At 70.6% G+C, this 13,604-nt stretch carries 12 protein-coding genes; 1 reads left to right on the forward strand and 11 read right to left on the reverse strand.

Features of this window, described 5'->3' with window-relative positions; translation table 11 throughout:
* From lpxC to ACFDTC_RS04785, 10 genes are all read right to left on the reverse strand, one after another.
* On the reverse strand, window positions 1–754 hold a 754-nt coding region (lpxC, locus tag ACFDTC_RS04740), incomplete at its 3' end, for a UDP-3-O-acyl-N-acetylglucosamine deacetylase (RefSeq protein WP_375257725.1).
* Window positions 755–1,004: 250 nt separating this feature from the next.
* A complete protein-coding gene (gene ftsZ / locus ACFDTC_RS04745) occupies window positions 1,005–2,717 on the reverse strand; it encodes a cell division protein FtsZ (protein WP_375257726.1) in 1,713 nt (570 codons plus the stop codon).
* 177 nt (window positions 2,718–2,894) lie between these two features.
* Entirely contained in the window at window positions 2,895–4,226 is a 1,332-nt protein-coding gene (ftsA, locus tag ACFDTC_RS04750) for a cell division protein FtsA (protein ID WP_375257727.1), read from the reverse strand.
* Complete coding sequence (locus ACFDTC_RS04755; RefSeq protein ID WP_375257728.1) at window positions 4,223–5,104, reverse strand: cell division protein FtsQ/DivIB; 882 nt, start codon at window positions 5,102–5,104, stop codon at window positions 4,223–4,225. Before ACFDTC_RS04755 ends, ftsA begins: the two co-directional genes overlap by 4 nt.
* Window positions 5,092–6,024 carry a D-alanine--D-alanine ligase gene (locus tag ACFDTC_RS04760; protein ID WP_375257729.1) on the reverse strand — a complete coding sequence of 311 codons (933 nt, stop codon included), beginning with the start codon at window positions 6,022–6,024 and terminating at the stop codon, window positions 5,092–5,094. Before ACFDTC_RS04760 ends, ACFDTC_RS04755 begins: the two co-directional genes overlap by 13 nt.
* Before the next feature lie 155 nt (window positions 6,025–6,179).
* Complete coding sequence (gene murB, locus ACFDTC_RS04765; protein WP_375257730.1) at window positions 6,180–7,136, reverse strand: UDP-N-acetylmuramate dehydrogenase; 957 nt, start codon at window positions 7,134–7,136, stop codon at window positions 6,180–6,182.
* Window positions 7,137–7,173: 37 nt separating this feature from the next.
* Entirely contained in the window at window positions 7,174–7,422 is a 249-nt protein-coding gene (locus ACFDTC_RS04770) for a DUF2484 family protein (protein WP_375257731.1), read from the reverse strand.
* Window positions 7,423–7,523: 101 nt separating this feature from the next.
* Window positions 7,524–8,921 carry a UDP-N-acetylmuramate--L-alanine ligase gene (murC, locus tag ACFDTC_RS04775; protein ID WP_375257774.1) on the reverse strand — a complete coding sequence of 466 codons (1,398 nt, stop codon included), beginning with the start codon at window positions 8,919–8,921 and terminating at the stop codon, window positions 7,524–7,526.
* Between the two features lie 29 nt (window positions 8,922–8,950).
* Window positions 8,951–10,054 carry a UDP-N-acetylglucosamine--N-acetylmuramyl-(pentapeptide) pyrophosphoryl-undecaprenol N-acetylglucosamine transferase gene (locus tag ACFDTC_RS04780; protein WP_375257732.1) on the reverse strand — a complete coding sequence of 368 codons (1,104 nt, stop codon included), beginning with the start codon at window positions 10,052–10,054 and terminating at the stop codon, window positions 8,951–8,953.
* Window positions 10,055–10,175: 121 nt separating this feature from the next.
* The gene (locus ACFDTC_RS04785; protein WP_375257733.1) at window positions 10,176–11,342 is read right to left on the reverse strand and encodes a putative peptidoglycan glycosyltransferase FtsW; all 1,167 of its coding nucleotides are present in this window, start codon (window positions 11,340–11,342) and stop codon (window positions 10,176–10,178) included.
* Between the two features lie 146 nt (window positions 11,343–11,488).
* Between ACFDTC_RS04785 and ACFDTC_RS04790 the strand changes: the two genes are divergently transcribed.
* Window positions 11,489–12,667 (forward strand): NAD(P)/FAD-dependent oxidoreductase, encoded by a 1,179-nt coding sequence (locus tag ACFDTC_RS04790; protein ID WP_375257734.1) that lies wholly within the window; start codon window positions 11,489–11,491, stop codon window positions 12,665–12,667.
* Here ACFDTC_RS04790 and murD read toward each other — a convergent pair.
* Window positions 12,664–13,604, reverse strand: a 941-nt coding sequence (gene murD, locus ACFDTC_RS04795; RefSeq protein ID WP_375257735.1) for a UDP-N-acetylmuramoyl-L-alanine--D-glutamate ligase, incomplete at its 5' end; no start/stop codon positions are given. The two genes, ACFDTC_RS04790 and murD, sit on opposite strands and share 4 nt — an antisense overlap.

Below are 13,604 nucleotides of genomic sequence, written 5' to 3' on the forward strand. Positions count from 1 at the left end.
TCGGCGCACCGGCCAGCGAAAGGTCGCCGAGCGCGTCGAGCATCTTGTGGCGCACCGGCTCGTCGGCGTGGCGCAGGCCCGCGCCGCTTTCCACCTGCGCGCCGTCGAACACCACCGCGTTCTCGCCCGCGATGCCGCCCAGGGCGAGGCCGTTGGCCTGCATCGCCTCGACCTCGGCCCGGCGGCAGAAGGTGCGGCTGTCGCACAGCTCGCGCACGAAGGCGCCGTTGGCGAGGTCCAGCCGGCGCGTCTGCCGGCCGATCGCCACGTCGGCGAAGTCGATGTGGAAGGTCATGGTCAGGCCGTCCGACGGGGACAGGCGCGCCCAGCCGCCGGCGGTCTCGACCGCGACGGGCGACAGGATCTCGATCACGTCGAGCGGCTGTGCGAGGCGACGCACGCCGGTGGCCAGGATGCCGCGCACAAAGGGCGCGCTCGACCCGTCAAGGATCGGGACCTCGGGGCCGTCGATCTCGACCAGCGCATTGTGCACGCCGCAACCGGCCAGCGCCGCCATCAGGTGCTCGATCGTCGAAACCGAGACGCCCGCGCGGTTCACGATGCGGGTGCAGAGCGGCGACTGGTCGACCAGGTCCCAGCGGGCCGGGACGCGGGTGTCGCCCAGCGAGATGTCGGTGCGGCGGAATACGACCCCGTGGCCAGCAGGAGCAGGGCGCAGGACGATCGTCGCCGGGCGCCCCGAGTGGAGGCCCGTGCCGGTGAATGTCGCGGCGGATCGGATCGTCGTCTGCATACTCAGTCCTCGGCTTCTTCCCCCGGGACATGCCGGCGCGCACTGACGGCGCGATACCTCGCATGGCCTGAGTGGGAGATACGGAAGCCCCGGCCGGGTCTCAAATCAAAGATTGCAACGAAGTGAAACATCCCGACCGGCCGGTGGGCGCCGCCCTGCCGACTGCCGCCCGGCACCGCGCAAGCCTCTGTCCACAAACGAAAAAGCGCCCTCCTTTCGGAGGGCGCCCTGTCGTGAAGCGTGAGCCGATTCAGTTCGCCTGGCGCCGCAGGAAGGCCGGAATGTCGATCTTTTCCTGCTCGGGGTCGTGTTCCTGGCGCGGCGCGGGGGCCGGTGCCTGGGCCGGGCGCTGCGACTGGACCGGGGGCTGCGCGCGGCGCGCGGGCTGCGGCGGGACGTCATGCCCGCCGTGGCCGTGCGCCTGCCCGTGCGGCTGACCGTGGCCCTGCCCCGTCATCCGGCCGATCAGCGAATTGACGCTGAAGCGCGATCCGCGCTCGGGCTCGGCGTGCTGCTCGGCCTGGTGCGGCGCGATGCGGCGCACCGGCTGCGGGCGGGCCTGCTGCATCGGGTCGGCGCGCTCGTGCGACGGGCGGGCGCCGCGGGTCGCCTCGCGCAGGCGGGCCATCGCCTCGGGGGTCGGGGTGCCGGGCGCGGCGGAGCGCGGTGCCACGAAGTTCTCGGGCTGGGCCTCCATCGCGGGGGCCTGGCGGCGCGGCTGGTAGACCGGCTCGGGCAGCGCGTCCTCGTCGACGGCCTGCTCGACATGGCTGTCCTCGCCGAAGGTGTCGAAGTCGGGCTGGCCGGCGGTCTCGGGCTCGAGTTCCTCGAACAACGACGGCTCCTCGTCCTCGAAGCGGGCGGCGGGCTTGTAGGCGGGGGCAGCGGCGCGCACCGGCTCGGGCTGCGGCTGCGGCTCGGGCTGCTCCTCGACCACCTGGGCCTGCAGCGGCTGCGCCATGCGGCGGCGCGGCACGGGGGTCTCGCCCACGTTGTCGGAGGCGTCGATGCCGGTGGCCACGACCGAGACGCGCATCATGCCCTGCATGCTGTCGTCCAGCGTCGAGCCCACGATGATGTTGGCGTCGGGGTCCACTTCCTCGCGGATGCGGTTGGCCGCCTCGTCCAGCTCGAACAGCGTGAGGTCGCTGCCGCCGGTGATGTTGATGAGCACGCCCTTGGCGCCGCGCAGGCTGATCTCGTCCAGCAGCGGGTTCGCGATGGCCTTCTCGGCGGCCTGGACCGCGCGATCCTCGCCCTCGGCCTCGCCGGTGCCCATCATCGCCTTGCCCATCTCGTCCATCACCGCGCGGACGTCGGCGAAGTCGAGGTTGATCAGGCCAGGGCGGACCATCAGGTCGGTCACGCCCTTCACGCCCTGGTACAGGACGTCGTCGGCCATCGAGAACGCCTCGGTGAAGGTCGTCTTCTCGTTGGCCAGGCGGAACAGGTTCTGGTTCGGGATGATGATCAGCGTGTCGACGACCTTCTGCAGCGCCTCGACGCCGGCCTCGGCCTGGCGCATGCGCTTGGCGCCCTCGAACTGGAAGGGCTTGGTCACGACACCGACGGTCAGGACGCCCAGCTCGCGCGCGGCCTGCGCGATGATCGGGGCCGCACCGGTGCCGGTGCCGCCGCCCATGCCGGCGGTGATGAAGCACATGTGCGCGCCGGCCAGGTGATCGACGATCTGCTCGATGCTCTCCTCGGCGGCGGCGGCGCCGACCGATGCGCGGGCGCCGGCGCCCAGCCCCTCGGTCACCTTGACGCCCAGCTGGATGCGCGACTGTGCGCTGCTTTGCTGCAGCGCCTGCGCGTCGGTGTTGGCCACCACGAAGTCGACGCCGTCGAGCGCCTTGTCGATCATGTTGTCGACGGCGTTGCCACCCGCTCCGCCCACGCCGAACACGGTGATCCGTGGCTTGAGCTCTTCGTTGCCGGGCATGGAAAGGTTCAGTGTCATGGATCCGTCCGCCTGTGTCTTGGCCGGCCCTTGGTTCGGCCGATCCCCTTGCCTTTAAGGGCCAGTCTTACAGCCCGAAGCTCTCATAGTCACTCGAAAAACACAAAACTTATACCAAATGTGGCCGAAAAGTGCCTCGTATACGCGTTCTTTCGCCGACTCGTGCAGATGTAGCGGTCACCAGTTCTCGCGGAACCATTTGACCGCGCGCCGCAACGACCGCGCCGGGTAGCGGTCGGCCGGCAATTCGAAGTCCCACCATTCGTCCTGCGGATGCGCCGCGAACAGGCACAGGCCAACCGCGCTGGCAAAGCCGGGGCCCGTGGCGGCCTGCGGCAGCCCGTGCACGCGCAGCGGCCGGCCCAGGCGCACCTGCTGGCCCAGGATCTTCGCCGCCAGCCCGTCGAGGCCGGGGATCTGGCTCGCGCCGCCCGTCAGGACGATCTGGCGCGCCGGCAGGTGGTCGAAATCCGCCGCGTCGAGGCGCGAGCGCACCTCCTCGAGGATTTCCTCGACCCGCGGGCGCATGATGCCGATCAGCTCGGTGCGCGACACCGTGCGGCGGTCGTGCTCCCAGTCGCCGGTCTCGCCGCCGGTCTCGATCATCTCGCGGTCGTCCATGCCGGTGGCGACGACGCCGCCGTAGAAGGTCTTGATCCGCTCGGCGGTGGCCATCGGCACCTGCAGGCCCATGGAAATGTCGCTGGTCACGTGGTCGCCGCCCATGCGCACGCTGTCGGCGTAGATCATGTGCTTCTTGATGAAGATCGACACGCCGGTCGCACCGCCGCCCATGTCGATGCAGGCCGAGCCCAGCTCCTGCTCGTCCTCGACCAGCGCCGAAATGCCCGACACGTAGGCCGACGAGGCGACCCCCGCGAGTTCGAGATCGCAGCGTTTGACGCAATGCGCCAGGTTCTGGATCGTCTGCGCCTCGACCGTCAGCATGTGCATGTCGCAGCTGAGGCGGTTGCCGATCTGCCCGCGCGGGTCGCTAAGCCCGGTGCGGTGGTCCAGCGCGAAGTTCACCGGCTGCGCGTGCAGAACCTCGCGCCCATGGCCGAAATCCGGCATGTCGCAGGCCGACAGCACGCGCGCGACGTCCTGTTCGTCCACGGTGCTGTCCGCCACGTCGACCTCGCCCGCCAGCCCGTAGCTGCGCGGCTCGGCGCCCGAGAAGCAGGCGATCACGTGGTCGACGCGGATGCCGGCCATCTTCTGCGCCGCCTGCACCGCGGTGCGGATCGCACGCTCGGTCTCGGCCATCGTCCGGATCTCGCCGAAGCGCACCCCGCGCGAGCGGGTCGTCGCCGCCCCGATCACCCTAAAGCCCGACTGCCCGGCAAGCGAGCCGATGCCGTCGTCGCTGCCCGGTTCGGCGCCGTCGAAGCGCAGCACCAGGCACGCGATCTTGGAAGAGCCCACGTCGAGGATCGCCACCACCCCCCGCTGCATCGCCGCGCGCCGCATGTTGCGCATGGCGCGCTGGGATTCGTAGAGCTCGATCATTCCTGTGCCCCTTTTTCGGTTTGTTCTTGTTTCACCTGCCACAGCGCCAGAGCCGCCGGCGGCGTCAGCCGCAGCGTCGGACGGCGGCCCAGCCTCAGGTCGATGGCGACGACGTCCTGCGCCAGCACGCGCTCGGCCTGGTCCATCGCGATCGCCCGCTCCAGCGCGCGCTGCGCGCCCTGTTCGGGCAGCAGGATGCGCTGCCCGCGATCCAGCACCACGTCCCAGCGGCGGTCGCCGATCCGCTCGAAGCCGCGCAGCCGGGCCTTCAGCGGACCGATCGTGGCGTAGAGGTCCAGCGCCTCGGCGATGTTGGCGCGCGCGCCGTCGCCGGCGATGACCGGAAGCTCGGGGTAGACGTGGCGCGGCCCGGCGGGGCCCACGCGCGCGCCGCCGCCGTCGAGCAATTCCAGCCCGTCGTCGCTGCGCCACAGGATCGCGGGCACCCGCTCGACGATGTCGACCTGCAGCACGCCGCCCTGGCGGATGCGCAGCTCGGCCTTCTGGACCGGGTCCATCGCCTCGACCATCGCGTGCAGCCGCGCCATGTCCATTTCCAGCGAGCTCATGGGAAAGTCGATCGCCAGCGTCGCGCGGATCTCCTCGGCGACGGCATCGGTGGCGCCGTCGATCGCCATCAGCTTGACCTGAAGCTCGGGGCGGCTTTCGATCTGCGCGCGCAGATCGGCCACCATCAGCGTGAAGGCCTGCCGGTTCTCGGGCACCGAGACCCACAGACTGGCCGCGCCCGCGATCGCCGCGACGGGCAGGCCCACCCGCAGCGTCACGCGGAACAGCGGCGTCAGCATCAGCCGCTCCAGCCGGTAGCGCCACATCGAGGGCGCGGGATCGTACCGGTCGCGCTTCAGCGATCGCATGACGCGTCCCTCACCATCCAGTCGCAGAACTCGGCGAAGGACAGCCCCGCCCGCTGCGCCTGTTCGGGCGACAGCGACGTGGGCGTCATGCCCGGCTGCGTGTTGGTCTCCAGCAGCACCAGGCCGTCCGCGCCGCGCGCCTCGTCCCAGCGGAAATCGGTGCGCGACACGCCGCGGCAGCCCAGCGCCTCGTGCGCGGCGACCGCATGCGCCTCGCACAGCGCGGCGATCGCCTCGGGGATGTCGGCGGGGCAGACGTGGCGCGAGCCGCCCGTCGCGTATTTCGCGTCGTAATCGTACCAGCCGTCGGTCAGGATGTCGGTCACGCCCAGCGCGCGGGCGGGCGCGCCGCCCGAGGCGCCCATGACCGTGGTGGTCAGCTCGCGCCCGGGCACGAAGGCCTCGACCATGACGCTGTCGGGCATCGTGTCGGCCAGCGCGGGCGGCGCGTCGGACGCCTCGCGCACCAGGTAGACGCCCACGGACGAGCCTTCGTTGTTGGGCTTCACCACGTAGGGCGGCGGCATCACGTGCGCCGCGCGCACCGCGTCGCGGGCGGCGATCACGTGCTCGACCACCGGCAAGCCGGCGGCGCGGTAGATGTCCTTGGTGCGGGCCTTGTCCATCGCCAGCGCCGAGGCCAGCACGCCCGAATGCGTGTAGGGGATGCGCAGCCATTCCAGCAGGCCCTGGACGACGCCGTCCTCGCCCCGGCGGCCGTGCAGCGCGTTGAACGCCACGTCCGGACGCACCTCGGCCAGCCGCGCGGCAAGGTCCGCGCCCGCGTCGATCTCGATCACCTCGTGGCCGGCCTCGCGCAGCGCCTTGGCGCATTCGCGCCCCGACGACAGGGACACCTCGCGCTCGGCCGAGGGTCCGCCCATGAGAACCGCCACCTTGAGGGATGTCCTGCCCGACATGCCCACGCCTTTTTGCCTCGGGCCATCCTTTACGGACAGCCACGGTTGCCGGGGTCTGCGCCCCGTTTGCTTCGGCGAATCACGTTCGCCTTGTCTTGTTCGGTGCAACCTGCTCGTTGCGGCCTGTTTTTATCGTTCAGCGCGTGGTTGTGCGTTTACGCCTTCGCCGCGCCGTTTGTCTTGTCGTCCTCCGCACCGGGGTCGCCGATGCGGATCACTTCCCACTCTAGCGTCAAACCGCTGTGCTGGAAAACCTTTTTTCGCACTTCCTCGCCCAAACCTTCGAGGTCGGCGGCACTTGCCTCGCCGGTGTTCACAAGGAAGTTCGGATGCTTGGGACTCATCTGCGCGTCGCCGCGCGTGGCACCGCGCAGGCCGGCGTCGTCGATGACCTTCCAGGCCTTCAACTCGTGCGTGTCGTCGGCCCGCCCCGTGGACGAGAATCCCGCCGGGTTGCGGAAGGTCGAGCCGGCCGTGCGCTCCTTCGTGGGCTGGGCCTCGTCGCGCTTGGCGATCTGCTCGGCCATCTTCGCCTCGAGCGCGTCCGGGTCTCCCCTTTCGGCGCGGAACGTGGCCCGCGTGATCACCCAGCCGTCGGGCAGCGCGCTGTGGCGATAGGCGAACTGCAGGTCGTCCGGCGTCAGCGTGACCGTCTCGCCCGCCCGCGTCACCGCCCGCGCCTCGACCAGGTGGTCGGCGACGTAGGACCCGTAGCAGCCGGCGTTCATCCGCACCGCGCCGCCGATGGCGCCCGGGATCGTGCGCAGGAAGGTCAGGTCGAGCCCCGCCGCCGCGGCCTTGCGCGCCACGTGCGCATCAAGCGCGGCGGCCCCGGCGGTCACCGTGCCCTCGCCAGTCTCGATCCCGTTGAAGCCGCGCCCCATGCGGATCACCACGCCGCGGATGCCGCCGTCGCGCACGATCAGGTTGGACCCGACGCCCATCGGGAAGACCGGCACGCCCGGATCGAGATCGCGCAGGAAATCGGCGAGGTCGTCCTCGTCCTCGGGCTTGAACAGCCAGTCGGCGGGGCCGCCGACGCGCAGCCAGGTGAGGGACGACAGCGGCTGGTCGGCCGTCAGCCGGCCTCGGGGGGTGGGAAGATCGCTCATGCGGGGGTGCTACGCGGGCGCGCGGCCGGGGGCAAGCTCAGCGCCCCGAAACGCCGCGCAGCCAGCGGCCGAGGTAGATCACCGGCCAGCGCAGCACGCTTGCCGCGGCGGCCAGGAACAGCGTGGCGGGCAGCCAGCCGGCCTCCCACCAGATCCAGCCCAGCAGCGGCAGCCCGGCCGCGATGAGCGCCCAGGCCCGCGCCCAGTGGTTGTCGCGCGCGGGGATCATGCCCGCGACGTTGGCCAGCACCAGCCAGCCCAGCCCCAGCACCACCGGCAGGCTCATCGGCCCGCCCGCGGCGAGCCGAACGTTGACGAAAGATGAATCCGTCTCTGCAAGCCATTGATTTTGCTAGGGCGCAACCCTGTCCCACGATGGGACACCGCCTAGCCGCGCAGCCGCTCGGGCAGCGCGTTGGCCCAGGCGCTGATCGTGCCGGCCCCGAGGCAGACCACCATGTCGCCCGGCCGGGCCACCTCGCGGACCAGCGCGGCGAGGTCGTCCTCGCCCTGCAGGGCGCGCGCCTGCCGGTGGCCGTGGCGCACCAGCCCCGCCACCAGGTCGTCGCGCGTCGCCCCCTCGATCGGGTCCTCGCCGGCGGCGTAGACCTCGGCGATGGCGACCACGTCGGCCTCGTTGAAGCAGGTGCAGAATTCCTCGAAGTGGTGGTGCAGCCGGGTGAAGCGGTGCGGCTGGTGGACCGCGATGACGCGCCCCTGCGTCGCCTGCCGCGCGGCCTTGAGCACCGCCGCGATCTCGACCGGGTGGTGGCCGTAATCGTCGATGATGGTCACGCCGTCGACCTCGCCCACCTTTGTGAAGCGCCGGTTCACGCCGCCGAAGGCCGCCAGCGCCGCGCAGATCTCGTCCGCGGTCATGCCCAGGTGCCGCGCCACCGCGATCGCAGACAGCGCGTTCGAGACGTTGTGATCCCCCGGCATCGGCAGGCGGAAGCCCTCCGCCACCTCGCCCGTGTCCTGGAAGGCCACGTCGAACAGCGCGGTCCCGGCCTCGTAGCGCAGGTTCACCGCCCGCACGTCGGCCTGCGCGTTGAATCCGTAGGTCACCACGCGCCGGTCGGTCACGCGGCCCACCAGCGCCTGCACCTCGGCGTTGTCGGTGCAGCAGACGGCGAGGCCGTAGAACGGGATGTTCGACACGAAGTCGTAGAACCCGCGGCGCAGGTTCTCGAGGCTGCCCCAGTGATCCATGTGCTCGGGGTCGATGTTGGTCACGATAGCGATCGTCGCGGGCAACCGGTTGAAGGTGCCGTCGCTCTCGTCCGCCTCAACCACCATCCACTCGCCCTGCCCCATCCGGGCGTTGCTGCCGTAGGCGTGGATGACGCCGCCGTTGACCACCGTCGGATCGAAGCCGCCGCGCTCCAGCAGCGTCGCTACCATCGTCGTCGTGGTCGTCTTGCCGTGCGTGCCGGCGATGGCGACGTTGGATTTCAGGCGCATCAGCTCGGCCAGCATTTCGGCGCGGCGCACCACGGGCAGGCCGCGGGCGCGCGCCTCGTCCAGCTCCGGGTTGCCCGGCTTGATCGCGGACGAGATCACGACGACCTGCGCGCCGGCGAGGTTCTCGGCGCGCTGGCCCTCGAACACGGTCGCGCCCAGCTCAACCAGCCGCTGCGTGATCTTCGTCGCCTTCAGGTCCGAGCCCTGGATCGTGTAGCCGTGGTTGAGCAGCACCTCGGCGATGCCGGACATGCCGATGCCGCCGATGCCGACGAAGTGGATCGGACCGACGTTGACCGGAAGCTTGGTCGCCCCCGTCATGCAGATCGCGCGTTCATTGACCAGGTCCTTCATTCGCCTGCCCCTTTCTTCATTTTTTCTATCAGGTCGGCAAGATGCGCGGCCGCGTCGGGCCGTCCGACCCCAAGCGCCGCGCGCGCCATCTGTTCCGCGCCCCGCGGGTTGTCGAACACCGCGAGGATCGAGTCCGCCAGCGACTCGGCCGTCAGCTTGCTTTCCGGGATCCGGATTGCCGCACCCGCGTCCACCAGTCCCTGGGCGTTCACGCTCTGCTCGTCGCGCAGGGCGGCGGCGTAGGGGATCAGGATCGAGGGCCGGCCGATGACCGAGACGTCGGCCACGGTCGACGCGCCCGCGCGCGCGATGACAAGCTGCGCCTCGCTCATCCGGGCGGGCACGTCGTCGAAGAAGGTGCGGATGTCGGCCTCGATCCCGCGCTCGGCGTAGAAGGCGTTGACGCGGTCGACGTCTTCCTCGCGCGCCTGCTGCGAGACGCGCAGGTGCTGCAGCAGTGCGGGCGGCAGCGACGCGATCGCCGGCGGCACGATGTCCGACAGGATGCGTGCGCCCTGGCTGCCGCCGATCGCGAGGATCTGCATCGGGTAGTCGCCCGGCGGGATGTACGGCGCGCCGGCACGCTCCAGCACGGCGGCGCGCACCGGGTTGCCCACGTGCTCGGCCGCGACGCCCTCGGGCAGTTCGGTCGGCCAGGTGCCGCAGGCGACGCGGGTGACGCGCGGCGCGAAGATCCTGTTCACGCGGCCAAGCACGCCGTTCTGTTCGTGGATCATGCTGGGCAGCTTAAGCAGCGTGGCCGCCGACAGCGCCGGGATCGACGGGTAGCCGCCGAAGCCCACCACCACGGCGGGCCGGTCGCGCAGGAAGCCGCGCACCGCCGACACGACGCCGCCCGCGATGCGCAACGGCACGAGCGCCTTGGCCGCGACTCCGCCGCGCGCGAAGGTGGCCGAGGCGACGGTCTCGATCTCGACCGCAACCGGGAAGGCACCGGTGTAGCGCGCGCCGCGCGCGTCGGTCGACAGCTTCACCCGCCAGCCGCGCGCCAGCATCACCTCGGCCAGGGCCTGGGCGGGAAACATGTGCCCGCCGGTGCCGCCCGCCGCCATGACCAGCAAGGGCCGTCCCTGCGCCATCAGTCTTCTCCGTGTCCTGCGATGCGGGCGGCCCTAGCGCAGCGCGTCCCGCGCGGCAATCCGAACGCCGCGGGACGGCGGTGAACTGCCTGACGGCACAGCGTCCGGACGGTGCGCGCTGTCACCGCGCGCGTCCGCGCAGGATGTCGCCGATCTCGCCCTGCGGCCGCGTGCGGGTGAAGGCCAGCAGCATGCCCACGGCGATGCCGCCCGCGATCAGGGACGAGCCGCCGTAGCTGACGAAGGGCAGCGTCATGCCCTTCGCGGGCAGCAGCCGCACCGCGACGCCCATGTTGATCAGCGCCTGGACTGCGAACATGCAGGCAAGGCCCGTGCCCGCGAGGCGGATGAACGGATCACGCTCGCGCATCAGGCGGACCAGCGAGCGGATCGCCACCGTGGCGTAGAGCGCGATGATCACGCCCACCATAACCAGGCCGTATTCCTCGGCCGCGACGGCGATGATGAAGTCGGTATGCGCGTCCGGCAGCGACCATTTCACCTGCCCCTCGCCCACCCCGACGCCGAAGAAGCCGCCCTCGCGGATGGCGTTGGTGGCGAAGCCCAGCTGCGTGGTCGGGTCGACGTCGGGCGACAGGAAGCCGTCGATGCGGCGGGCGAAGTGTTCCGAGCCGTTGTAGGCGAGGCTGCCGGCCAGCACGACCATCCCGGCCAGCACGAGCAGCAGCAGCATCGACGCGCCGCCGACGAACCACATGACCGACCAGCCGAACAACACCAGCGCGGCCTGGCCGAAATCGGGCTGCATCGCCAGCATCGCGACGATCAGCACCATGATGATGAACGAATAGAGCCGTCCCGGAGGCCCGCCCAGGTCCTGGGCGGCGGCCATCAGCCAGGCGGCCATGATCACGAATGCTGGCTTCAGGAATTCGGACGGTTGCACCGAGGCGAAACCCATGCCGTACCAGCGCACGGCGCCCTTGCCGAAATCGGTGCCGAAGAACGGCAGCAGCGCCAGCGCGATGAAGGCCGCGCCGAACCCGATCACCGCGAGGCGCCGCACCAGCTGGGGCCGCATCATCGAGGTGATCAGCATCGCCAGCAGCGCCGCGCCGCCGAACACCGCCTGACGCTGGACGTAGTAGAACGGGTCCAGCCCGTTGCGTTCGGCCAGCGGCGGCGAGGCGGCCAGACCCAGCAGCAGCCCGATGCCGAACAGCATCAGGATGCACGACAGGCTCCACCGGTCGACCGTGCGCCACCATTTCGGCAGCACGGGTTCGACATCGCGCGCGGGAACCGCGCCGTAGACCATTTCCGTCATGGTGATCTGCTCACTGCCTCGTCCGCCCGTTTTCCGGGTCTGCGGGCAAAGTAGACGACTTGCCTCTCCGGGGCTACACAAAAGCGGTTAACAAGTGGTTTCGGCGGACCCTTGCCTTTCGCCGCCGCCGCATGCATCTGCGCGGGATGAAGGTCAGGACGCTCATACTCGGGGCCGGCGCTGCGGGGCTGATGTGCGCGGCGCATGCCGGGCCCGACACGCTGGTGGTCGATCACGCGCGCGCGCCGGGCGAGAAGATCCGCATCTCGGGCGGCGGCCGGTGCAATTTCACCAACCTCTACACCGAGCCCGACCGCTTCCTGGGCGAGAACCCGCATTTCCACAAATCCGCGCTGGCGCGCTACACCCAGTGGGATTTCATCGACCTCGTGGATCGGCACAGCATCGCCTGGCACGAAAAGACGCTGGGGCAGCTGTTCTGCGACGGCAAGGCGACGCAGATCGTGGCGATGCTTCTGGCCGAGGCCGAGAAGGCCGGCGCGCGCCTGTGGTTGGGGGCCGAGATCGGCGCGGTCGGGCACGCGGACGGGCGGTTCACATGCCGGATCACCCGCGAAGGCAAGCCTGTCGACGTGGTGGCGGACAACCTGGTGCTCGCGACCGGCGGCAAGTCGATCCCGAAGATGGGCGCGAGTGGCCTCGCCTACGACCTGGCGCGGCAATTCGGGTTGTCGCTGACCCAGACGCGGCCTGCGCTGGTGCCCTTCACCTTCGACGCGGGCCGCTTCGCCGAACTGTCGGGCACGGCCGTTCAGGCGCGGGTCGGCAACGACCGGCACAGTTTCGACGAGGCGATGCTGTTCACCCATCGCGGGCTGTCGGGCCCCGCCGTGCTGCAGATCTCGAGCTATTGGCGCGAGGGCGAGGACGTGGTGGTCGACCTGCTGCCGGGCGCCGACGCGGCACAGGACCTGCGCGCCGCACGGCAGAAGGTGGGCCGACGCGCGGTAACCACCGCGCTGGCGCAGCACCTGCCCGCGCGGCTGGTGTCGCACATTGCCGGTCAGATCGACCTGACGGGAAATCTGGCCGACCTGTCGGATGCGCGTATCGATACAATCGCCGAAAGCCTGCACCGCTGGCACCTGCGGCCGACGGGAACGGAAGGGTATCGCACGGCCGAGGTGACGCTGGGCGGAATCGATACAAACGGCCTCGATTCCCGTACAATGATGGCGCACCATTTGCGCGGATTGTACGCTATCGGCGAGGCCGTGGACGTGACCGGCTGGCTGGGCGGATACAATTTCCAGTGGGCGTGGAGCTCGGGCGTGGCTGCAGGCCGGGCAATCGCGGGCGCCTAGCCCAGGAGCGCCCGCACCTGCGCGATGAAGTCGGCGCCGCGCTCCTCGAAATTGTCATACTGGTCGAAGCTCGCCGCCGCCGGCGCCAGCAGCACCACGTCGCCCGGCTGCGCCTCGGCCGCGGCCTGCGCGACGGCGGTCCCCATGTCGCCGCACAGCGATGCCTCGGTCCCCGGCAGGTCGCGGGCGAAGACCTCGGGCTCGCGGCCGATGACGTAGGCCTTGGCCACGTGGTCGAGCGCGGGGTGCAGCCCCGATAGCCCGCCGTCCTTCATCAGCCCGCCGCAGACCCAGCGGATCCGCGGGAAGGCGCGCAGCGCCTGCAGCGCCGCGTCGACGTTGGTGGCCTTGCTGTCGTTGACGAAGCGCACGCCGTCACGCTCGGCGATCAGTTGGCTGCGATGCGGCAGGCCCTCGAAACTGCGCAAACCGGCCTCGATCTCACGCGGGCCGAGGCCCAATGCCCGCAGCGCGGCGAAGGCGGAACAGGCGTTCTGGTGGTTATGCGCACCCGGCAGCCCCTTGATGTCGCGCAGGTCGATCGAGCCCACCTGCCGGCCCTTGCGCCACTCGGTCAGGAACCCCTTGCGCGCGAAGACCAGCCAGCCCGGCCCGTTCAGCTTGCGCCCGCTCGAAACGCGGATCACCCGGTCGTCGGCGCGCCCTTCGGACAGCTGCCCGGCAAGGTACCGCCCCTCGATCTCGTCCACGCCGATCACCGCGCGGTCGGGCCCGCCTTCGGCGAAGAGCCGCCGCTTGGCGGCGAAATACCCGCCCATGCCGGCGTGGCGGTCCAGATGGTCGGGCGTCAGGTTGGTGAACACGGCGACGTCGGGCGTCAGCGCGCGGGCCAGGTCTGTCTGGTAGCTCGAAAGCTCCAGCACCACGATCCCGCCGTCGCCCGGCGGGTCGATGTCGAGCGCGCCGCGGCCGATAT

This window comes from Citreimonas sp. (assembly GCF_042096055.1).
Lineage (GTDB): Bacteria > Pseudomonadota > Alphaproteobacteria > Rhodobacterales > Rhodobacteraceae > Citreimonas.

What these genes read in the sequence shown, in the direction of transcription:
- ftsZ (WP_375257726.1), bottom strand. Translation starts at nt 2,717, where the DNA reads ATGACACTGAACCTTTCCATGCCCGGCAACGAAGAGCTCAAGCCACGG.
- ftsA (WP_375257727.1), bottom strand. Translation starts at nt 4,226, where the DNA reads ATGATCGAGCTCTACGAATCCCAGCGCGCCATGCGCAACATGCGGCGC.
- ACFDTC_RS04755 (WP_375257728.1), bottom strand. Translation starts at nt 5,104, where the DNA reads ATGCGATCGCTGAAGCGCGACCGGTACGATCCCGCGCCCTCGATGTGG.
- ACFDTC_RS04760 (WP_375257729.1), bottom strand. Translation starts at nt 6,024, where the DNA reads ATGTCGGGCAGGACATCCCTCAAGGTGGCGGTTCTCATGGGCGGACCC.
- murB (WP_375257730.1), bottom strand. Translation starts at nt 7,136, where the DNA reads ATGAGCGATCTTCCCACCCCCCGAGGCCGGCTGACGGCCGACCAGCCG.
- ACFDTC_RS04770 (WP_375257731.1), bottom strand. Translation starts at nt 7,422, where the DNA reads ATGAGCCTGCCGGTGGTGCTGGGGCTGGGCTGGCTGGTGCTGGCCAAC.
- murC (WP_375257774.1), bottom strand. Translation starts at nt 8,921, where the DNA reads ATGACGGGGGCGACCAAGCTTCCGGTCAACGTCGGTCCGATCCACTTC.
- ACFDTC_RS04780 (WP_375257732.1), bottom strand. Translation starts at nt 10,054, where the DNA reads ATGGCGCAGGGACGGCCCTTGCTGGTCATGGCGGCGGGCGGCACCGGC.
- ACFDTC_RS04785 (WP_375257733.1), bottom strand. Translation starts at nt 11,342, where the DNA reads ATGACGGAAATGGTCTACGGCGCGGTTCCCGCGCGCGATGTCGAACCC.
- ACFDTC_RS04790 (WP_375257734.1), top strand. Translation starts at nt 11,489, where the DNA reads ATGAAGGTCAGGACGCTCATACTCGGGGCCGGCGCTGCGGGGCTGATG.